Annotated in this window: 16 protein-coding genes and 3 rRNA genes; 10 read left to right on the top strand and 9 right to left on the bottom strand. The window is 44.9% G+C overall.

The features are described 5' to 3' along the window. Window positions 1–4 precede the first annotated feature (4 nt). The 4 genes from aceE to ampD form a co-directional block, all read right to left on the bottom strand. On the bottom strand, window positions 5–2,665 hold the full coding sequence (aceE, locus tag K8B83_RS04100; RefSeq protein WP_188739660.1) for a pyruvate dehydrogenase (acetyl-transferring), homodimeric type: 2,661 nt from the start codon (window positions 2,663–2,665) through the stop codon (window positions 5–7). A 106-nt stretch (window positions 2,666–2,771) separates the two neighbouring features. Beyond that, window positions 2,772–3,524 carry a pyruvate dehydrogenase complex transcriptional repressor PdhR gene (gene pdhR, locus K8B83_RS04095; protein WP_188739661.1) on the bottom strand — a complete coding sequence of 251 codons (753 nt, stop codon included), beginning with the start codon at window positions 3,522–3,524 and terminating at the stop codon, window positions 2,772–2,774. A gap of 337 nt (window positions 3,525–3,861) precedes the next feature. Beyond that, complete coding sequence (gene ampE, locus K8B83_RS04090) at window positions 3,862–4,713, bottom strand: beta-lactamase regulator AmpE (protein WP_223419206.1); 852 nt, start codon at window positions 4,711–4,713, stop codon at window positions 3,862–3,864. A gap of 86 nt (window positions 4,714–4,799) precedes the next feature. After that, the gene (gene ampD, locus K8B83_RS04085) at window positions 4,800–5,360 is read right to left on the bottom strand and encodes a 1,6-anhydro-N-acetylmuramyl-L-alanine amidase AmpD (protein ID WP_223419204.1); all 561 of its coding nucleotides are present in this window, start codon (window positions 5,358–5,360) and stop codon (window positions 4,800–4,802) included. Window positions 5,361–5,566: 206 nt separating this feature from the next. On the opposite strand from ampD, the gene nadC reads away from it, so the two are divergent. Next, window positions 5,567–6,445, top strand: coding sequence for a carboxylating nicotinate-nucleotide diphosphorylase (nadC, locus tag K8B83_RS04080; RefSeq protein WP_188739664.1), 879 nt, complete (start codon window positions 5,567–5,569; stop codon window positions 6,443–6,445). A 699-nt stretch (window positions 6,446–7,144) separates the two neighbouring features. Here nadC and K8B83_RS04075 read toward each other — a convergent pair. Then, the gene (locus tag K8B83_RS04075; protein ID WP_223419202.1) at window positions 7,145–7,303 is read right to left on the bottom strand and encodes a hypothetical protein; all 159 of its coding nucleotides are present in this window, start codon (window positions 7,301–7,303) and stop codon (window positions 7,145–7,147) included. A gap of 55 nt (window positions 7,304–7,358) precedes the next feature. Here K8B83_RS04075 and K8B83_RS04070 point away from each other — a divergent pair, with 55 nt between their 5' ends. The 9 genes from K8B83_RS04070 to K8B83_RS04030 all read left to right on the top strand — a co-directional run bounded on the left by K8B83_RS04070 (window position 7,359) and on the right by K8B83_RS04030 (window position 15,054). Continuing rightward, entirely contained in the window at window positions 7,359–7,787 is a 429-nt protein-coding gene (locus tag K8B83_RS04070; RefSeq protein WP_317846445.1) for a prepilin-type N-terminal cleavage/methylation domain-containing protein, read from the top strand. Window positions 7,788–7,881: 94 nt separating this feature from the next. After that, window positions 7,882–9,588: a type IV-A pilus assembly ATPase PilB gene (pilB, locus tag K8B83_RS04065; protein WP_223419200.1), complete on the top strand. Its 1,707-nt coding sequence runs from the start codon at window positions 7,882–7,884 to the stop codon at window positions 9,586–9,588. Window positions 9,589–9,694: 106 nt separating this feature from the next. After that, on the top strand, window positions 9,695–10,963 hold the full coding sequence (locus tag K8B83_RS04060) for a type II secretion system F family protein (RefSeq protein WP_223419198.1): 1,269 nt from the start codon (window positions 9,695–9,697) through the stop codon (window positions 10,961–10,963). A 22-nt stretch (window positions 10,964–10,985) separates the two neighbouring features. After that, on the top strand, window positions 10,986–11,912 hold the full coding sequence (locus K8B83_RS04055; RefSeq protein ID WP_223419196.1) for a prepilin peptidase: 927 nt from the start codon (window positions 10,986–10,988) through the stop codon (window positions 11,910–11,912). Further along, complete coding sequence (gene coaE, locus K8B83_RS04050; RefSeq protein WP_223419195.1) at window positions 11,909–12,538, top strand: dephospho-CoA kinase; 630 nt, start codon at window positions 11,909–11,911, stop codon at window positions 12,536–12,538. Before K8B83_RS04055 ends, coaE begins: the two co-directional genes overlap by 4 nt. Then, window positions 12,531–13,265: a cell division protein ZapD gene (gene zapD, locus K8B83_RS04045; protein WP_223419193.1), complete on the top strand. Its 735-nt coding sequence runs from the start codon at window positions 12,531–12,533 to the stop codon at window positions 13,263–13,265. Before coaE ends, zapD begins: the two co-directional genes overlap by 8 nt. Before the next feature lie 72 nt (window positions 13,266–13,337). Beyond that, window positions 13,338–13,547, top strand: coding sequence for a DNA gyrase inhibitor YacG (gene yacG, locus K8B83_RS04040; RefSeq protein WP_188741183.1), 210 nt, complete (start codon window positions 13,338–13,340; stop codon window positions 13,545–13,547). Between the two features lie 21 nt (window positions 13,548–13,568). Next, window positions 13,569–13,982 (top strand): 8-oxo-dGTP diphosphatase MutT, encoded by a 414-nt coding sequence (gene mutT / locus K8B83_RS04035; protein ID WP_223419191.1) that lies wholly within the window; start codon window positions 13,569–13,571, stop codon window positions 13,980–13,982. 36 nt (window positions 13,983–14,018) lie between these two features. Beyond that, window positions 14,019–15,054 (top strand): IS630 family transposase gene (locus K8B83_RS04030; protein WP_223417434.1). Its coding sequence is split into 2 segments (ribosomal slippage): window positions 14,019–14,479 and window positions 14,478–15,054, totalling 1,038 coding nucleotides; the frame shifts between segments, so codons are not numbered across the junction. Here K8B83_RS04030 and K8B83_RS21615 read toward each other — a convergent pair. The 4 genes from K8B83_RS21615 to K8B83_RS04015 all read right to left on the bottom strand — a co-directional run bounded on the left by K8B83_RS21615 (window position 15,047) and on the right by K8B83_RS04015 (window position 20,621). Continuing rightward, window positions 15,047–15,181 carry a hypothetical protein gene (locus K8B83_RS21615; protein WP_263283581.1) on the bottom strand — a complete coding sequence of 45 codons (135 nt, stop codon included), beginning with the start codon at window positions 15,179–15,181 and terminating at the stop codon, window positions 15,047–15,049. The two genes, K8B83_RS04030 and K8B83_RS21615, sit on opposite strands and share 8 nt — an antisense overlap. Before the next feature lie 294 nt (window positions 15,182–15,475). After that, window positions 15,476–15,591, bottom strand: a 5S ribosomal RNA gene (rrf, locus tag K8B83_RS04025). Between the two features lie 186 nt (window positions 15,592–15,777). Continuing rightward, window positions 15,778–18,683 (bottom strand): 23S ribosomal RNA (locus K8B83_RS04020). A gap of 395 nt (window positions 18,684–19,078) precedes the next feature. After that, window positions 19,079–20,621 (bottom strand): 16S ribosomal RNA (locus K8B83_RS04015). Together the 16S, 23S and 5S rRNA genes form the textbook arrangement of a ribosomal RNA operon. Between the last annotated feature and the right edge of the window lie 303 nt (window positions 20,622–20,924).

Raw genomic sequence — 20,924 nt, 5'->3', positions numbered from 1 at the left:
CCTCTTATGCGTATAACGGGTTTGTCTTTTCAGTGTCGATACCAAACTTAGCAATCGCTTGAGTCACAACCGACTTCTCGATTTCGCCACGCTTAGCAAGCTCGGCTAATGCGGCCACAACCACATAACCTGCGTTGACTTCAAAGTGACGACGTAAGTTTTCACGACTATCTGAACGACCAAAACCATCAGTACCTAATACTTTGTAAGAAACAGATGGCATGTAAGCACGTACTTGCTCAGCATAGTTCTTCATGTAGTCGGTTGCTGCAATCGCAGGCTCGCTGCCCATAACGGTAGAAATATAAGCTTGCTTTTCAGCCGCTTCAGGGTGCAGCATGTTGTAACGCTCAGCATCCTGGCCATCACGAGCTAACTCGTTAAATGACGTTACAGAGAATACGTCTGATGCCACATCATATTCTTCACTCAAAATCTGCGCCGCTTTACGTACTTCATTCATAATGGTGCCCGAGCTCATTAGCTGCACTTTTTTGCTGCCTTTGTGCGACTCAAGCTTATAAATACCTTTACGAATACCTTCTTCGCTACCCGCTGGCATAGCTGGCATAGCGTAGTTTTCGTTCATTAGGGTTAAGTAGTAGAACACGTTTTCCTGATCGCCATACATGCGACGAATACCGTCTTGAATGATCACCGCAACTTCATAAGCAAACGTTGGATCATAAGAGATACAGTTAGGAATCGTGCTGGCTTGAACATGGCTGTGGCCATCTTCATGCTGTAAACCTTCACCGTTAAGAGTAGTACGGCCAGCGGTCGCACCTAATAAGAAGCCACGAGCTTGCTGATCGCCTGCCATCCACGCCATATCACCTACACGTTGGAAACCAAACATAGAGTAGTAAATATAGAATGGGATCATCGGTAAGTTGTTGGTGCTGTATGAGGTTGCCGCAGCCACCCAAGAAGACATAGCACCTAACTCGTTAATACCCTCTTGCAATACTTGGCCTGAAGTCGCCTCTTTATAGTAAGACACTACGCCACGATCTTCAGGGGTATAAGTTTGACCTGATGGGTTATAAATACCAATTTGGCGGAACAAGCCTTCCATACCAAAAGTACGCGCTTCGTCGGCAATAATTGGCACAATGTTTTTGCCAATGCCTTTGTCTTTAAGCAAAATATTTAAAGTACGTACAAACGCCATGGTTGACGAAATTTCACGCTTTTGCTCTTCAAGCAGCGGTGTGAACTCTTCAAGTGCTGGCAGGGTCAACGCTTCAGTAAAGTTAGGTAAACGCTGTGGTGTGTAACCGTGAAGCGCTTTACGACGAGCATGTAAATACTCGTGCTCTTTTGAGCCTTCTTCAAGGGTTAAATAAGTGAGCGACTCAACTGCATCATCAGTTAATAAATCTTGTAGGCCCAAACGATCACGTAATTGTAGTACGTGAGTCATGTCCATTTTCTTCACTTGGTGAGCAATGTTTTTACCTTCGGCCGCTTCACCCATGCCGTAACCTTTAACGGTTTTAGCTAAAATAACCGTTGGACGACCTTTGGTTTCTTGGGCGTTTTTATAAGCTGCAAAGAGCTTAGATGGCTCATGACCACCACGCTTAAGCGCGAAAATTTGTGCATCGGTCATGTCAGACACTAATGCCGCAGTTTCTGGGTACTTACCAAAGAAGTGCTCACGTACATAAGCGCCATCTTTTGACTTAAAGGTTTGGTAATCGCCGTCAACGGTTTCGTTCATCAGTTGCAGTAACTTACCTGAGGTATCTTTAGCAATTAATGCATCCCAGTTGTTACCCCAAATCACTTTTACTACGTTCCAACCTGCACCACGGAATAAACCTTCAAGTTCTTGAATGATTTTACCGTTACCCATTACTGGGCCGTCTAGACGCTGTAGGTTACAGTTAATAAGGAAACATAAGTTGTCTAGCTTTTCACGAGATGCAAACGAAATTGCCCCGCGTGATTCAGGCTCATCCATCTCACCGTCACCTAAAAAGGCATAAACACGCTGAGCAGAGGTGTCTTTTAAGCCACGACCATCAAGGTACTTTAAAAAACGCGCTTGATAGATAGCCGACATTGGGCCTAAGCCCATAGATACCGTTGGGAACTGCCAAAACTCAGGCATTAATTTAGGGTGTGGGTACGATGGAATACCGTTACCATCCACTTCTTGACGGAAGTTATCAAGTTGCTCAGCCGTTAAACGACCTTCAACAAATGCACGGGCATAAATACCAGGAGAGATGTGGCCTTGATAATACACTAAATCGCCGCCGTCTTTTTCATTCGGTGCGCGGAAGAAATGGTTAAAACAGGTTTCGTAAAACGCCGCAGAAGACTGGTAAGACGCCATATGGCCGCCAAGCTCTAAATCTTTTTTCGATGCACGCAATACAATCATAATTGCGTTCCAACGAATAATAGAGCGGATACGACGCTCAAGCGTGGTATCACCTGGGTAGGCAGGCTCGTCTTTAGTCGCAATGGTATTGATATAGTTAGTGGTTACACCCGTTGGCATATCTACGCCATCTAAACGGGCTTTATCCAATACTTGCTCAAGAAGGTACTGAGCGCGCTCAACGCCTTCTTCACGTACCACTGATTCTAAAGCAGACAACCACTCGTTTGTTTCTTGTGGATCAATATCTTTTAGCAAATGTTCAGACATTGGTAGTCTTTCCTATACGTTTTATCTACTACGCCTGTTAAGGGTATGTAGAGTAGGTTTTATAATTGAATGAAAAGTGTCAGGCTAGGCGCGAAAAGAGCTTGGCCTATCCACCACTCTTTAAGCGGCGCAAACTACGCTGCAACCGACTGTCTTCTTCTCTTACTGATAGCATGACCTCTTCGATATAGCTTAAATGCTCGTTCGAAGCTTCACGTGCAGCATCTGGGTCTCGGCGTACAATCGCTGCCAATAATGCCCGTCTGTGATCACTTGCCATGGTTGAAGCCTCTTCGCGTCTGCTTAAAAGCTCCAGATTTTGTGCAACATTTTTATGCAGCACTGGGGTTAAACTTAATACTAAATGAAGCATGGCAACATTGTGTGATGCCTCAGCAACCGCACGATAAAAACGCACAATCGCATCCGCTTTGGCTTCTATATTGGTTGCCGACTCAACTTCAATAATTCGGTTATTAATGTTTTGCATATCCGCATCGGTACCACGTAATGCAGCAAAATACGCCATCATGCCTTCAGTGGCGTGACGAAACTCGAGCAAGTCGTACTGGCTTTCAGAGTCGTTATGCATTAATTCAACGATAGGATCGGCAAGACTTTGCCAGAGTTGTTCTTTTACATAGGTGCCACCGCCTTGACGGCGCATAAGCAAGCCTTTGGCTTCTAACTTTTGAATGGCCTCACGTAATGAAGGACGAGACACTTCAAATTGCACCGCAAGTTCACGTTCGGGAGGGAGTTTCTGGCCTGGCTGCAAACTGCCTTCAAGGATCATGCGCTCTAACTGCTCCATGATCACATCAGAAATTTTTGGCTGGGTAATCTTACTATAAGCCATCTGGCGCTCTGCTCCCTAAACAAGCAATTGTCAATTGGTCTTACCAATTAATTTGAGATAGCGCACTTTATCAAATCATACAGGCTGTGTCTAGTTATCAGCTTATAGACAAACCAGCTCAACTTTGTTTAAAACGCTTAATCAACGAGCATAACTGATATTTGCGTAAAAGGGGTCAGACCATTTACCCGAAAGCGCTAGAATCTAGGAACTAAAAACTAGAGCGCTACGCTGCTAGAAACGATAAAATCTCAGCAGCGAAGCTGTCCTAGCAGGACGCAGTCCGCACTCGCACCTAGAACCTAGCAGCGAAGCGCCCTTTGAACCTCGCTCCCAACTAACTCACAAAACCAAAAATGGTTAATACCGACACTAACGTTAATAGTAAAATAAAGTTACGCTTGCTTAATGCCAATAAGGCTAAAGTAGACTGCACACTTATCGGTGCATTGCCCGCCTCCGGTAAAGACTCTGCCGCCACCGCTGTTTGAGTCACTATCGTTTTGGCGTCACATTTAAGCCTCAATCCATAGGCGGTCCACATCCGCAACCCCGAATTAAATTGGCCACTTAATACATAACCAAAACTAAACACCCGGCTTGGCAGCCAATCAAGCAAGGCAAGTAAATCATTCACTAATGGCATATCAATGCACTGTTTAACCTTAAAGTCGCTAAAAAAACGCACAGTGCAATACAACACGGCGCCTGCAGGACCAAAAAAAATCAAAAACAATGCAACCGCACCATAATAACGGTAATTAATCCACGCCACGGTTTGACCCACTTTTTGGCCTAAGTCCTGCTCATCAACCACATCGATACATTCGCTGCAATCAAGTTGCCCAGCATAGCGATAACACGCTTGCACATCGCCACGACAAGCAGCCTGCACGTACTGTTTAAATACCTCGCGCAAATGTTGATGGCTAAAACAAATCATCGACACTAACACCCAAAATGCCAAGCTGAGTAAATCAAACAACATACCTTGCAGCAGTTGGCTCACCACAAACACAACTAAAGCAGGTAACAGCAACGCCATCACCACGCCAAACTCAGACGCTAGAGAATCTGCATCCCAAAATTGTTTATGGTAGCGATCCATCAAACAATCAAACTGCAATGAACGCGGCAACAATTTAAGTCGCTCTGCTAAAATCGCCACTAACAATGAAAATAACGCCATGAATATCCTTTTTTACCTATGGTCGACCGTAAATTGCCCATACTCAATAAAGCCATATCTACTCTATTCACGCGAGTTGAGGTTAGTTAACCCCTCGCCGCAGACACGGCCGCTTGATAACGTAACCAATCAAAGCTAACACCAGGGTCGGTTTTACGTCCGGGAGCGATGTCACAATGGCCCACAATGTTTGCTAACGTAATCATAGGATACTGCGCCATTAAGGCCAATGTTAACAGTGTTAATTGTTGATATTGCTCATCGGTATAGCCGCTTGTATCTGTGCCTTCCATTTCAATCCCAATCGCAAAATCATTGCAACCGCTGCGCCCATTAAAAGTCGACACGCCAGCATGCCAGGCTCTGTCATCACAACTGACATATTGCACCACCTCACCATCTCGGCGTATCAAAAAATGAGCAGACACCTGCAAACCAGCCAGTTCAGCAAAGCTCTCATCAGCATCAATGTCCAAACAGCCCTGAAACAAACCATCAATGTGTGGCAAACCAAAGCAACCTGCTGGCAAACTTATGTTATGGATCACCAGTAAGCTCACTTCGCTGTCTGGCCGTTGATTAAAATGGGGCGACACACACTTACGCGCGCGCTCAAGCCAACCGTTAACTAATACTTCAGTAGCCATAGCAACCTTAATTCAAAATCTACAAACTCAATTTAACACTTATACCAATTTTATACCCATCAATACCAATGCTAAAAAATGCCATTAGTGAGTGTCTGTCTAACACCTAAATATGGTAATCTTATATCAATGTTTTTTGGTAATTGACCGCGCCAGTAATGAAGCATCATTTTACCCTATCACGCTCTTTAGCAAGGACTTTGCTTATGTTAGAAAATGACATCCGCCACGCAGTAAAAACAGCACTCGATGAAGACTTAGGCCACAGCGCTCACAACACCATCAACGACATGCTAACGGCAGACATTACCGCACAACTCATTCCTGCTGACAAACACGTATCAGGCAGCTTAATCACCCGCGAAGACGGCGTATTTTGTGGCAAAGCCTGGGCTGAACAAGTGTTTAACCAACTCGGCGGTGAAGTGGTGCTGCACTGGCACGTAGACGACGGCGATCTTATTGTACCTAACCAGGTATTGTGTGAGTTGTCAGGCCCAGCACGCGCCATTTTAACCGGCGAGCGCACCGCAATGAACTTTATTCAAACCTTGTCTGGCACGGCCACACTCACCAAACATTATGTCGACAAACTCTCTGGCACTCACACCCGTTTACTCGACACCCGTAAAACCATTCCGGGTTTACGTACCGCGCAAAAATATGCGGTAACTTGTGGCGGCGGCAAAAACCATCGCATTGGCTTGTTCGATGCGTTTTTAATCAAAGAAAACCACATCATGGCCTGTGGCGGTATTTCTCAAGCCATTAACGCTGCCCGCGTGCTAGACAATACTAAACCAGTAGAAGTCGAAGTCGAATCACTCGACGAGCTAACCCAAGCGCTCGACGGCGGTGCCGACATTATTATGCTAGACAATTTCGACGTCACCATGATGGTCGATGCTGTCAGCATTAATCATCGTTATAAAGACAAGGGCCAAGGCGCAAAACTGGAAGTGTCTGGCAATGTAACCCTAGACACCCTAGCCACATTCGCCCAAACCGGGGTCGACTATATATCAGTAGGCGCACTCACTAAACACGTTAAAGCGCTCGACTTGTCACTACGCTTAAAAGCTTAATGATCCTAGGGGCTAGGGGATAGGTTCTAGGTTCTAGGGATAGGGCTAGGGATAGGGCTAGGGCTAGGGCTAGGGCACGACACTGCTAGATGCTATAAAAGCTCAACAGCGAAGCTGTCCTAGAAGCGCAGCGACCTAGCAGGACGCAGTCCGCCCTAGAACCTAGGGACTTGTATCTATCAGCGAAGCGACCCTAGAACCTAGGGTCTCGTATCTATCAGCGAAGCGACCCTAGAACCTAAGTTTTCAGCCCACTCAATTCCGTCATAAAAACACTGTAAAAAACGTCAAAAAAACGCCTTTGTTGCATTTTTGTCAAAAAAAGTAATACCACACCCTCGCATGTCAAAATAAAATTACCGTATAATGTGCCGAAAATGTGAAATTAGAGCATTTTTATACATTTATTTTTTATTTGTACGGTAAAACTATTCCATTTTATGGCAGTTTATACTAACGTTTAATGCAGGCGAGATGACCTTTCGGTCATGCACAGTAAGCCTAACACTGTAAATTTACGTAAAACTGTTAACATCTGGTCCACATTTGCAAATGTCTAGATTAGACTAATTACGCAAATGTTTAGCGCCACAAGTTAACATTTGCGTATTTGCTCTAGATTTACTGCTAAGCCGAAATGTTATTAACAAAATAACCTGCTAATATTATGTAAGTTAACGGGGTTATCGCAGGTGCAAGCTACACTTTAGTACTTACAGTCGCGGTAATCATGGCTAATCTAACTGATGTTAGCGCCATTAAAAAATCGTGGTTTTTAGTCACCCAGCTAGAACCACACAATTGTGCTTTACGGTTTTCGGCAATAGGAATGCCAGCGACTTCACTTAATACTAGCAATGAGTGAACCGCTATCGAGGATTGATACTACCAAGCCTAATTTACGGAGAGAAAAATGAAAGGTATCAACCAAATCAAAAACGCTAAGGGTTTTACTCTTATTGAATTAATGATCGTAGTCGCGATCATCGGTATTCTTGCAGCAATCGCACTGCCTGCTTATAAAGACTATGTGACATCTGCACAAGGTGGCGCTGCAATGAAAGGTATTACAGCATTTTCAACTAAAATCCAAACCTGTATCACTACTGGTATTGGTTGTACAGGTATAGGTGCTGAAGCCTCTAAGAATGCTAAGTTAGGTACAGTTGCCGATCCAAAAGAAAACACAGCGTCTTCCTTAGTATGGACTGAGCCTAAGTGTGTGTTAACTGCAAATTTTGATGCCAATGGTGGTGTTGCATTTACTATGGCTGCTGGCACAAGCGCTCAAACTGGCGATATAGATCTTTGCTACAAAGGCGCAAACTTGAAAAAACCTTAAGGGTTAATTTAGAGTTTTGATTTAAGTTGCTCAAGTTTATTAAAAGGGTAAATACTATATAGAATTTACCCTTTTTTATTGGTAATCATTTATTATGTCCAATACCGCTCTAAATTTAGGTTTATCAACTTTATTTATTCGTAAACAACTCCTAACAGAGGAGCAGATTACGGCTGTAATCTCCACATCAAGAAAAAATAAGACTTCGCTGGTTAGCTCAATTGTTTCGAGTAAATTATTATCAGCACGTGAAATTGCAGAACTCTGCTATGAAGAATACGGTACACCTTTATTAGATTTACATGAATTTGATATTTTAAACATTTCTGATGAGCTACTTAATAAAAAATTAATAAGTAAACATAAATGTTTGCCACTATTTAAACGTGGTAATCGCCTATATATAGCAACATCAGACCCAACTAATATAACTGCACTAGAAGACTTTCAATTCAGCCTTGGCTTACACGCCGAAGCGATATTAGTTGAAGATGATAAACTTAATAAAGTTTTAGAAAAAATTTTAGAAGAGGATATAAGTGGCTTAGGTCTAGAAGGTTTAGATGAAGATGCATTAGCGGGTATAGAAGTTACAGACACCTCTCGCGATGATGAACCATCAACTGATAGCAGCGACGATGCACCAATTGTTATCTATATCAATAAAATTCTCACCGATGCCATCCGTAAAGGCGCCTCGGATTTACACTTTGAGCCTTATGAAAAACGCTACCGTATCCGCTTTCGCATTGACGGCATTTTACATGAAGTATCAGAACCTCCTGTAAATCTATCTGGGCGTATTTCTGCTCGCTTAAAAGTGATGTCCAAGCTCGATATTGCCGAGCGTCGCGTGCCGCAAGATGGCCGCATTAAAATGAAGCTGTCGCGCACCAAATCCATCGATTTCCGTGTCAGTACTTTGCCCACCATTTGGGGCGAAAAGATTGTAATGCGTATTTTGGATTCATCCTCTGCCCAGCTTGGTATCGAAAAGCTCGGTTACGAAGATGACCAGCGCCAATTATATGAAGAAATGCTCGCCAAACCACAAGGGATGATTTTAGTCACAGGCCCCACTGGTTCAGGTAAAACCGTATCTTTGTATACTGGGCTTAACATTCTTAATACTGAAGAACGTAATATTTCAACCGCCGAAGACCCGGTCGAGATTAACCTCGAAGGGGTAAACCAGGTCCACATTAATTTAAAAGCCGGCTTAACCTTCGCATCCGCTCTGCGCTCATTTTTACGTCAAGACCCTGACGTAGTCATGGTCGGTGAAATCCGCGACCTAGAAACCGCTGAAATCGCCATTAAAGCGGCTCAAACTGGCCACCTAGTGTTATCGACATTGCACACCAACTCAGCAGCCGAAACCTTAACCCGTTTAATTAACATGGGCGTGCCCGGTTATAACATTGCCAGCTCAGTCAATTTAATTATTGCTCAGCGTCTTGCAAGGCGACTATGCCCAGCCTGTAAACAACCAGAAGATATACCCGCAGCAGAATTACAACGTTTAGGCTTTCAAGAAGCGGATATTGCCAAAGGCATTACCGTATTTAAACCCGTAGGTTGTGAGCTATGTTCGGGCGGCTATAAAGGCCGCGTGGGTATTTATGAGGTCATGAAAATGAGTGATGAAATTGCCCGCACCATTATGGAGGGCGGTAACTCACTGCAAATTGCCAAGCAAGCTAAACAGCAAGGTATGCGCGATTTACGCCAATCTGGCTTATTAAAAGTGATTCATGGCGTCACCAGTATTGCCGAAATAAACCGTGTCACCAGCTTTTAAATAGTCTAAAGTGAATAAGTTAACTGGTTAAATTCATTCCGATTTGCAGCAATGCTCTTAACTGCATTTTTTGAGTGAGAGCTCGATAATACAAGGACTTGGCTCTATGGCCACTGCAACAGCAAAAAGAAAATCTAAGACTAAAAAGCCAACCCAAAAACACCAACCTAAGGTATTCACCTTTGAATGGAAAGGGGTAAATCGTGATGGTGCTCGCACCTCTGGTGAGTTGCGTGGCACCAGTATTGCTGAAATTCGTACAGTTTTAAAAAGCCAGGGCGTCACCCCAAAAGGCGTACGTAAAAAATCAGCGCCGCTATTTCAGTTAGAGAAAAAGATCACCGCAATGGACATTGCCATGATCACCCGCCAAATAGCCACTATGCTCTCTGCAGGGGTTCCATTAGTAACGACGATTGAATTGCTCGGTCGAGGCCATGAAAAAGCCAAAGTAAGGGAGTTACTAGCGACCATTTTATCTGATGTGCAATCCGGTATTCCATTGTCTGATGCGTTAAGACCTCATAGACGTTACTTTGATGACTTGTACGTTGACCTAGTGGCTGCTGGTGAACACTCGGGCTCATTAGATGCAGTATTTGACCGGATTGCTGTATATCGTGAGAAGTCTGAGCAGCTAAAATCTAAAATTAAAAAAGCCATGTTTTACCCAGCCGCCGTTGTAGTTGTGGCCATTGCTGTTACAGCATTGTTATTGCTTTTTGTTGTGCCACAATTTGAAGAGATTTTTAAGGGGTTCGGCGCAGAACTTCCCGCGTTTACTCAGCTTCTTATCAATGTTTCCCGTTGGCTGCAAAGTTATTGGTACTTTTTTGCTATTGGCATAATTGCAGGAGTTTTCTTATTTGTAAGAACGCATAGAAACTCACAATCTTTCAGAGATATAATCGATCAATTAATACTAAAAATCCCTATTGTTGGTGAGATTTTACACAAGGCTGCTATGGCTCGGTTTGCACGCACATTAGCAACCACCTTTGCTGCAGGTGTCCCCCTAATCGATGGTTTAGAATCGGCGGCAGGCGCTTCTGGTAACTATGTATATAAAACTGCACTACTTAAAGTCCGCCAGGAGGTGATGTCGGGTATGCAAATGAACGTGGCAATGCGTACAACAGGTTTATTCCCAGACATGCTCATTCAAATGGTGATGATTGGTGAAGAATCGGGCGGCCTAGATGAAATGCTTAATAAAGTTGCCAATATTTATGAAATGGAAGTTGATGATGCTATTGATGGTTTATCGAGCTTAATAGAACCGATTATGATGGTGGTGATTGGTACGGTAGTAGGCGGTTTGATTGTCGGCATGTACTTACCTATTTTCCAAATGGGTAATGTTGTTGGCGGCTAATACTTTAATAAAATAAGAAAAAATGACTGAATTCATATCAACCTTTATCACCACCATGACCCAATACCCCTGGGCCTTTGTGGCGATTAGTTTTATTTTTGCTGCCACCATTGGCAGTTTTCTTAATGTAGTGATCCATCGCTTACCAGTGATGATGAAGCGTGAATGGCAAAGCGAATGTAATTACTATTTAAACGAATATCACCCTGATATTGTTAAGCAAGTAGGTAATGAACGTTTAAATAAACCCATTGATGAGTATCCGGCAAAGTACAATCTTGTGGTACCGGGTTCTGCCTGCCCAAAATGCAAAAGTAATATTAAACCCTGGCATAATGTGCCTGTTATTGGCTGGTTGTCACTCAAAGGCAAATGCGCCAATTGTAAAACACCAATTTCAGCGCGCTATCCTACTATCGAATTATTAACGGGGATTTTCATTGCCACCCTGGCCTGGCATTTTGGCCCGACATGGCAGTTTGTTTATGCCAGCATATTAACCTTTGTGTTAGTGGCGTTAACCGGCATTGATTTAGATGAAATGCTGCTGCCTGATCAACTCACCTTACCAATATTGTGGTTAGGATTAATCATCAACCTTAACGGTATATATACCAGCCCACAAGATGCCATTATTGGTGCAGCTGCTGGTTATTTAAGTTTATGGTCAGTGTTTTGGTTATTCAAACTCGTTACTGGCAAAGAAGGGATGGGCTATGGCGACTTTAAGTTATTAGCCGTATTTGGTGCCTGGCTCGGTTGGCAAATGTTGCCACTAATAATATTACTATCATCACTTGTTGGTGCAGTGGTCGGTATTTTAATGATCATCACTAAAAAGCTTAACAAGGGCAACCCAATCCCCTTTGGCCCCTACATAGCCGCAGCTGGTTGGATAGCATTAGTCTGGGGGCAAGATATTCTTAACTGGTATTTGAGCACCTTATGATAGCCACAAAGTTTGTAGTCGGCCTAACAGGCGGAATTGCCAGCGGTAAAACCACAGTAGCTAACCTATTTGCAGAATATGGCATTCAGCTTGTCGATGCTGATGTCATCGCAAGAGTTGTTGTAGAAAAAGGCTCTAAAGGTTTAGCCGCAATAACTGAGCATTTTGGCACGGCAATTTTATTAGCAGATGGACAGCTCGATAGAGCCGCACTGCGCAGTAAAGTGTTTAATGATGAACAGCAACGGCTTTGGCTCAATAACTTATTACACCCAATGATCCGCCAAACCATGCTAGAGCAAGTTAATGCATCAACCTCTGCCTATGTCATTATGGTTGTACCCTTGCTATTTGAGAATCAATTAGATAATTTAGTGAGTACAACTTTGGTGGTAGACATTTCTCCTGAGTTGCAAGTTTCAAGGACGATGAAACGTGACGGTGTTAGCCAGCAGCAAGTAGAGCATATACTCGCAAGCCAAATGAGTAGGCAACAACGCATAGATAAAGCTGATCACGTTGTCGATAATCAAGGAGATATTAACCTGTTGCGCAGTCAAGTTGCTCGCCTGCATCAACTTTTTTTACAACAAGCCGCCGAGTTATCTAATAAGCCTAATGACTGATTTAATTTACGAACAACCATTAAATGAAAAAATACGCAGTTATTTACGCCTAGAAAATCTGTCACGGCAATTACAAAACAACACACAACAAGACCAACATCATCAATGCTTTTACCCATTGTTTTCATTAGCGGAGCTTACTGAACGTTGCGATTACCGTGGTGAAGTACTAAAAGACATCGATCGCCAAATACAACAACTTACCCAAATCAGCTGTTTAGCTGGCTCAGATAGTGAGCAAGTTGATCAAATTATCCAACAACTTAATAGCCTAAAATTACCACTGCTAACACCACAAAGAATCGGCTGCGATCTTAAACAAGATAAGTTTATAACTGCATTACGACAACGATTTAATATGACGGGAGCACCCTGTAATTTCGACTTACCCCAGTTACATTTCTGGTTAGGACAACCCTGGGAGCAACGGCAGCAAGATATTCAAAACTGGTTAGCGCAATTTGAGCCCTTATTGGCCCCAATTTTGTTATTATTAGAACTATGCAGAAAGTCTGCAGAATTTAGTCAAATGCATGCTAAAGCAGGCTTTTATCATGGAGATACCCAACAGGCGCTTTCGCTTATCAGAGTTAAAATTAATGCCAGCCAACATTGCTATCCAACCATAAGTGGTCATAAAAATCGCTATGCTATCCATTTTGTTGACTTCAACTTACACCGTCACACCAGCTCTACTATTGAGTTCTCACTAGCAACCTGTAGCTAAACCATTTAACATCACCTCATTACAATGTAGATCCACCTTAATAAGTTTTAAAGTAAGGTCAAAGGTTACACTATGCCATTAACAGTAAAATGCCCTATTTGCAGCACATCAGTGCAATGGAATGCAGAAGCGTTATTTAAACCATTTTGCAGCGAGAGATGTAAACTCATCGATTTAGGAGACTGGGCAAGCGAAAAACATAGCATCCCAGTAAAAAATAATATCGATCCCGATATGATGGATGATATTGGATACGATGAAGAAGATTTTTTTAAACAATAACGCCAAAATCGCGAGAACAAGATGCAAAAAAGAGTACATGTCGCCGTTGGCGTTATCATAAACCAGCATAAACAAGTGTTACTGGCTAAGCGCCATGATCACCTTCATCAAGGTGGTAAATGGGAATTTCCAGGCGGTAAGGTAGAAGCAAACGAATCAGTAACCGATGCGTTAATTCGCGAGCTAAAAGAAGAAGTGAATTTAGAAGTAAACAGCACTACTGAGTTTATGGACATCTGCCACGACTACCCTGACAAGCATGTAAGACTCGACATCCACCTCGTCACCGACTTCAGTGGTAATGCCTCAGGCATGGAAGGCCAACAAGTAAAGTGGGTAGAAATACAATCGCTAAGCGAGTATGAGTTCCCTGAAGCCAATAAACCCATATTAGATAAATTACTTAATTTAATACCATTCCGCGAAAAAATGTGATCTAATTGCTATATCCGTTACTCACCTTTTTTAGCAATGAAACAACACACCAGTTTCGAATTAATCAGGCTATCCAAGCAAACAGCAGATGCCCGAATGCGTTTGCGATTATTGGCCGTAGCACACTTTCTTGAGGGAGCGAATAGAACTCAAGTCGCTGCTATGACCAAGGTCAGTCGTCGGATTGTGAATCAATGGATCAGCAATTATTTAAGCCAAGGTCTAAGTGGTATTGAGAGTAAAAAGTCTTCAGGCAGACCACCGCGATTAACAGACGAGCAAGCCAAACAGTTAACCCTGATGTTGACAGAGGCTGCCAAATCAGAGGTCGGTGGTAGACTCACTGGTCAAGATATACGACGCTATATATTGAGCGAGTTTGGTATTTCGTTTCACCTCAATCACGTCTATAAAATACTTTATAAACTCGGATTTAGCTGGCTTTCTAGCCGTTCTAAACATCCGAAACAAGATGTTGAAGTCATGGAGGCTTTTAAAAAACTTCCCCTTGTCAACGATCGTTGACATCCCTGTTTTTGTGTCGCCGGCTGATGTAGATATCTGGTTTCAAGATGAGGCGCGTATTGGTCAGCAAAATACCACCACCAAACTTTGGGCTGAAAAAGGTACCCGTCCGCTCGCAGTGAGGCAACAGCAATTCGAGTATGTCCATCTTTTTGGTGCGGTTTGTCCGAGAAACGGAGCAACTGAGGCCTTCATTTCACCTTACATCAATAAAGAGGTAATGCGACAACACTTGGGACAAATTTCCTTGGCGACATCAAGCGGGCGCTATGCTGTCGTGATTATGGATGGCGCGAGTTGGCATGCTAATGATATTGCAGATGATTTTGAGAATCTATCTATCGTAAAGCTACCGCCTTATTCTCCGGAATTAAACCCAATTGAGCAAGTGTGGAGTTGGTTGAGGCAGCATAAGTTAGCTAATCGTTGCTTTGAAGGTTACGAGTCAATAGTTGATGCCTGTAGTGAAGCGTGGAATGCATTCATTGAAGATAAAGAGCGTGTGAAAAAAATGTGCCATCGACAATGGGCAACAATGATCACTTAGTTATGCGGAATGGTATAAGTTGATAAATACTGACTTTGTATAAGCGGCGAAAAGCAATAATCGTTAAGCCACTAGCGGATTGCTGTTGTATCGACGCCGCCCATTCTTCATTTGTACGTGTAGCCATAATAACTCCTGATGTAATATTCAGTCGTTAAGATAAAGGCTAAATGAAAGCAGTTGACGACGTACTTGCCCAGACGCTTACCTTAGGCGTCTGTCATGGCCAGCTGCGGACAAGTCCTCCGCGTTCAACGAATTCACCAAGCTTCGCTTGGTTGGCGAAATAGTTTCACCCTACTCTCACATGAGCATATCGACCACACTGCTATCATGCCCATTCAACGCACAAACATTAGACGTAAAAAAGCCCGCTGCGTTAGCAACGGGCTTATTACTCTCTTTTCAGAGATAATTAGACGTCTGGAAATGACCTACTCTCACATGGGGAGACCCCACACTACCATCGGCGATACTGTGTTTCACTTCTGAGTTCGGAATGGGATCAGGTGGGACCACAGCTCTATGGTTTCCAGACAAAATTGTTTATTTAACGCCTTGGCATTAAATAATAATTCGAAAAGCTGATTTTTTTGAGTATTCTCACACCATTTAAGTGCTCTATTCTAATACTAAGTCGTGCTCCCTTCAGTACGACCTCCAAGGATGGAGGAAGTGCTAGAAAATGTCGGGAACATTTTCAGTAAAACCCATCTGGGTTGTATGGTTAAGCCTCACGGGTCATTAGTACAAGTTAGCTCAACGCCTCACAACGCTTACACACCTTGCCTATCAACGTAGTAGTCTCCTACGGCCCTTTAGAGGTCTTAAAGACCTAGGGATGACTCATCTTAGGGCTCGCTTCCCGCTTAGATGCTTTCAGCGGTTATCGATTCCGAACGTAGCTACCGGGCAATGCTATTGGCATAACAACCCGAACACCAGCGGTTCGTCCACTCCGGTCCTCTCGTACTAGGAGCAGCTCCCTTCAATCATCCAACGCCCACGGCAGATAGGGACCGAACTGTCTCACGACGTTCTGAACCCAGCTCGCGTACCACTTTAAATGGCGAACAGCCATACCCTTGGGACCGACTTCAGCCCCAGGATGTGATGAGCCGACATCGAGGTGCCAAACACCGCCGTCGATATGAACTCTTGGGCGGTATCAGCCTGTTATCCCCGGAGTACCTTTTATCCGTTGAGCGATGGCCCTTCCATTCAGAACCACCGGATCACTATGACCTACTTTCGTACCTGCTCGACGTGTATGTCTCGCAGTTAAGCTGGCTTATGCCATTGCACTAACCGTACGATGTCCGACCGTACTTAGCCAACCTTCGTGCTCCTCCGTTACTCTTTGGGAGGAGACCGCCCCAGTCAAACTACCCACCAGGCACTGTCCCTAACCCCGATAAGGGGTCCAGGTTAGAACATCAAAACTACAAGGGTGGTATTTCAAGGACGACTCCACTCAGACTAGCGTCCAAGCTTCAAAGTCTCCCACCTATCCTACACATGTAGGTTCAATGTTCAGTGCCAAGCTATAGTAAAGGTTCACGGGGTCTTTCCGTCTAGCCGCGGGTATACGGCATCTTCACCGCAATTTCAACTTCACTGAGTCTCGGCTGGAGACAGCGTGGCCATCATTACGCCATTCGTGCAGGTCGGAACTTACCCGACAAGGAATTTCGCTACCTTAGGACCGTTATAGTTACGGCCGCCGTTTACCGGGGCTTCGATCATGAGCTTCTCTTGCGATAACCCAATCAATTAACCTTCCGGCACCGGGCAGGCGTCACACCGTATACGTCATCTTGCGATTTTGCACAGTGCTGTGTTTTTGATAAACAGTTGCAGCCACCTGGTATCTGCGACTCCCAGCAGCTTAGAGAGCAAGTCTCATCACCGCCAGGAGCGTACCTTCTCCCGAAGTTACGGTACCATTTTGCCTAGTTCCTTCAGCCGAGTTCTCTCAAGCGCCTTGGTATTCTCTACCCGACCACCTGTGTCGGTTTGGGGTACGATTTCTACTAACCTGAAGCTTAGAAGATTTTCCTGGAAGCATGGCATCAACTACTTCAGTCCCTTAGGACTTCGTCATCAGCTCTCGGCATTACTCATTAAAGAGTGATTTCCCGGATTTGCCTAAGAAATCTACCTACCACCTTAAACGCGGACTACCAACGCCGCGCTAGCCTAGCCTTCTCCGTCTCTCCATCGCAGTTAGCAGAAGTACAGAAATATTAATCTGTTTCCCATCGATTACGCCTTTCGGCCTCACCTTAGGGGTCGACTCACCCTGCCCCGATTAACGTTGGACAGGAACCCTTGGTCTTTCGGCGAGGGAGTTTTTCACTCCCTTTATCGTTACTCATGTCAGCATTCGCACTTCTGATACGTCCAGTGTGGGTTACCCCTTCACCTTCAACCGCTTACAGAACGCTCCTCTACCGCGCACTTCTAATGAAATGCACCCGTAGCTTCGGTGGTATGTTTAGCCCCGTTAAATCTTCCGCGCAGGCCGACTCGACTAGTGAGCTATTACGCTTTCTTTAAATGATGGCTGCTTCTAAGCCAACATCCTAGCTGTCTAAGCCTTCCCACATCGTTTCCCACTTAACATACACTTTGGGACCTTAGCTGACGGTCTGGGTTGTTTCCCTTTTGACGACGGACGTTAGCACCCGCCGTCTGTCTCCCGAGTAGTACTCATTGGTATTCGGAGTTTGCAAAGGGTTGGTAAGTCGGGATGACCCCCTAGCCTTAACAGTGCTCTACCCCCAATGGTATTCGCTCGAGGCGCTACCTAAATAGCTTTCGAGGAGAACCAGATATCTCCCGGTTTGATTGGCCTTTCACCCCCAGCCACAAGTCATCCGCTCATTTTTCAACATAAGTCGGTTCGGTCCTCCAGTTGATGTTACTCAACCTTCAACCTGCCCATGGCTAGATCACCGGGTTTCGGGTCTACGCCTTGCAACTAAACGCGCAGTTAACACTCGGTTTCCCTACGGCTCCGCTATTCGCTTAACCTCGCTACAAAACGTAAGTCGCTGACCCATTATACAAAAGGTACGCAGTCACGGTCTCAAGTACCGCTCCCACTGCTTGTACGTATACGGTTTCAGGTTCTATTTCACTCCCCTCACAGGGGTTCTTTTCGCCTTTCCCTCACGGTACTGGTTCACTATCGGTCAGTCAGGAGTATTTAGCCTTGGAGGATGGTCCCCCCATATTCAAACAGGATGTCACGTGTCCCGCCTTACTCGTTTTCATCTATGGTTAGTTTTCATGTACGGGGCTATCACCCTGTGCCGCTGTGCTTTCCAACACATTCCACTAACACCCCATAGACTTAAGGGCTAATCCCCGTTCGCTCGCCGCTACTAGGGGAATCTCGGTTGATTTCTTTTCCTCTGGGTACTTAGATGTTTCAGTTCCCCAGGTTTGCCTCTTAACGCTATGTATTCACGTTAAGATACTCACTTATGTGAGTGGGTTCCCCCATTCGGACATCGTTAGCTCAAATGCTTGTTACTAGCTCGCCAACGCTTTTCGCAAGTTACTACGTCCTTCATCGCCTCTGACTGCCAAGGCATCCACCGTATACGCTTAGTCACTTAACCATACAACCCAAATGAGTTTCACTTGAGCCATATTGCAACTAACTGGTTTTTACTTTGATAATTCATGCACTTTCGCACACGAAATCGCCTTAGTTTTAGAATATTCAAGACACTTAAACAGTGTTTTGAGAACTCAATGTTTAATACACCACCTTATATAAAGTCATGCATCAAACGATTTGCAATTAATCACATGACAGACTCATGCAATTAACTACTATCAGCTTTCCAAATTGTTAAAGAACAACACTTAACCGGCTCGCGGTGTGTTTCACTCTACTTCCGAAGAAGTTAACAAGTAATCTGTGTGAACACTCAAGCACATGGATGTGCTGTGTGCAATAAACGCACGGATGCAGTTTATTGCCTACCAAGCATTGAGTTAGTCGTATAGGTAAGGAGGTGATCCAGCCCCAGGTTCCCCTAGGGCTACCTTGTTACGACTTCACCCCAGTCATGAACCACAAAGTGGTGAGCGTTCTCCCGAAGGTTAAACTACCCACTTCTTTTGCAGCCCACTCCCATGGTGTGACGGGCGGTGTGTACAAGGCCCGGGAACGTATTCACCGTAGCATTCTGATCTACGATTACTAGCGATTCCGACTTCATGGAGTCGAGTTGCAGACTCCAATCCGGACTACGACGAGCTTTGTGAGATTAGCTCCACCTCGCGGCTTTGCAACCCTCTGTACTCGCCATTGTAGCACGTGTGTAGCCCTACTCGTAAGGGCCATGATGACTTGACGTCGTCCCCACCTTCCTCCGGTTTATCACCGGCAGTCTCCCTAGAGTTCCCACCATTACGTGCTGGCAAATAAGGATAGGGGTTGCGCTCGTTGCGGGACTTAACCCAACATTTCACAACACGAGCTGACGACAGCCATGCAGCACCTGTCTTAGAGTTCCCGAAGGCACAATCGCATCTCTGCAATCTTCTCTAGATGTCAAGAGTAGGTAAGGTTCTTCGCGTTGCATCGAATTAAACCACATGCTCCACCGCTTGTGCGGGCCCCCGTCAATTCATTTGAGTTTTAACCTTGCGGCCGTACTCCCCAGGCGGTCTACTTAATGCGTTAGCTTGAGAGCCCAGTGTTCAAGACACCAAACTCCGAGTAGACATCGTTTACGGCGTGGACTACCAGGGTATCTAATCCTGTTTGCTCCCCACGCTTTCGTGCATGAGCGTCAGTCTTTGTCCAGGGGGCCGCCTTCGCCACCGGTATTCCTCCAGATCTCTACGCATTTCACCGCTACACCTGGAATTCTACCCCCCTCTACAAGACTCTAGTTCGCCAGTTCCAAATGCAATTCCCAGGTTGAGCCCGGGGATTTCACATCTGGCTTAACAAACCGCCTGCGCACGCTTTACGCCCAGTAATTCCGATTAACGCTCGGACCCTCCGTATTACCGCGGCTGCTGGCACGGAGTTAGCCGGTCCTTCTTCTGTAAGTAACGTCACAGCTAACGAGTATTAATCGTTAACCTTTCCTCCTTACTGAAAGTGCTTTACAACCCGAAGGCCTTCTTCACACACGCGGCATGGCTGCATCAGGGTTTCCCCCATTGTGCAATATTCCCCACTGCTGCCTCCCGTAGGAGTCTGGGCCGTGTCTCAGTCCCAGTGTGGCTGATCATCCTCTCAGAACAGCTAGGGATCGTCGCCTTGGTGAGCCATTACCTCACCAACTAGCTAATCCCACCTAGGTTCATCCAATCGCGAAAGGCCCGAAGGTCCCCTCCTTTCCCCCGTAGGGCGTATGCGGTATTAGCAGTCGTTTCCAACTGTTATCCCCCTCGACTGGGCAGATCCCTAGGCATTACTCACCCGTCCGCCGCTCGCCACCTCAGGAGTAAACTCCCTTGTGCTGCCGCTCGACTTGCATGTGTTAGGCCTGCCGCCAGCGTTCAATCTGAGCCATGATCAAACTCTTCAATTAAAGTTTTTTGTTCGACTACGTCGAACGGCTCAATGAATTCTACTGTCATAATTCGCTTCGCTCATAAGAGCTGACGAATTACTCACTGCATTTCTGCAGTGTCATATTTCTATGAACATTCTCATCATTGAGTTAAATTTTTTGATTGCCTACATTCCGAAGAACAAGAAGACAATTTCGAATAACTCAATACCTGTGAATGTCCACACAGATTTCTTGTTTAGATTGTTAAAGAGCGTTACTAATACCAAAAGAATCAATCTTTCGCTTAGTGGCCGTTGACGCTAGGTCGTTGGCTTGGGC

Origin of the sequence: Shewanella inventionis (assembly GCF_019931735.1) — a bacterium.
GTDB lineage: Bacteria > Pseudomonadota > Gammaproteobacteria > Enterobacterales > Shewanellaceae > Shewanella > Shewanella inventionis.
Note: the sequence above shows the minus strand (reverse complement) of the source record. Positions and strands in the feature narration are given on the sequence as shown.

Coding starts and splice junctions, on each gene's coding strand:
- aceE (WP_188739660.1), bottom strand. CDS start 2,665: ATGTCTGAACATTTGCTAAAAGATATTGATCCACAAGAAACAAACGAG.
- zapD (WP_223419193.1), top strand. CDS start 12,531: ATGACTGATTTAATTTACGAACAACCATTAAATGAAAAAATACGCAGT.
- nadC (WP_188739664.1), top strand. CDS start 5,567: ATGTTAGAAAATGACATCCGCCACGCAGTAAAAACAGCACTCGATGAA.
- K8B83_RS04060 (WP_223419198.1), top strand. CDS start 9,695: ATGGCCACTGCAACAGCAAAAAGAAAATCTAAGACTAAAAAGCCAACC.
- coaE (WP_223419195.1), top strand. CDS start 11,909: ATGATAGCCACAAAGTTTGTAGTCGGCCTAACAGGCGGAATTGCCAGC.
- yacG (WP_188741183.1), top strand. CDS start 13,338: ATGCCATTAACAGTAAAATGCCCTATTTGCAGCACATCAGTGCAATGG.
- ampD (WP_223419204.1), bottom strand. CDS start 5,360: ATGGCTACTGAAGTATTAGTTAACGGTTGGCTTGAGCGCGCGCGTAAG.
- mutT (WP_223419191.1), top strand. CDS start 13,569: ATGCAAAAAAGAGTACATGTCGCCGTTGGCGTTATCATAAACCAGCAT.
- pdhR (WP_188739661.1), bottom strand. CDS start 3,524: ATGGCTTATAGTAAGATTACCCAGCCAAAAATTTCTGATGTGATCATG.
- K8B83_RS04070 (WP_317846445.1), top strand. CDS start 7,359: ATGAAAGGTATCAACCAAATCAAAAACGCTAAGGGTTTTACTCTTATT.
- K8B83_RS21615 (WP_263283581.1), bottom strand. CDS start 15,181: ATGGCTACACGTACAAATGAAGAATGGGCGGCGTCGATACAACAGCAA.
- ampE (WP_223419206.1), bottom strand. CDS start 4,713: ATGGCGTTATTTTCATTGTTAGTGGCGATTTTAGCAGAGCGACTTAAA.
- pilB (WP_223419200.1), top strand. CDS start 7,882: ATGTCCAATACCGCTCTAAATTTAGGTTTATCAACTTTATTTATTCGT.
- K8B83_RS04055 (WP_223419196.1), top strand. CDS start 10,986: ATGACTGAATTCATATCAACCTTTATCACCACCATGACCCAATACCCC.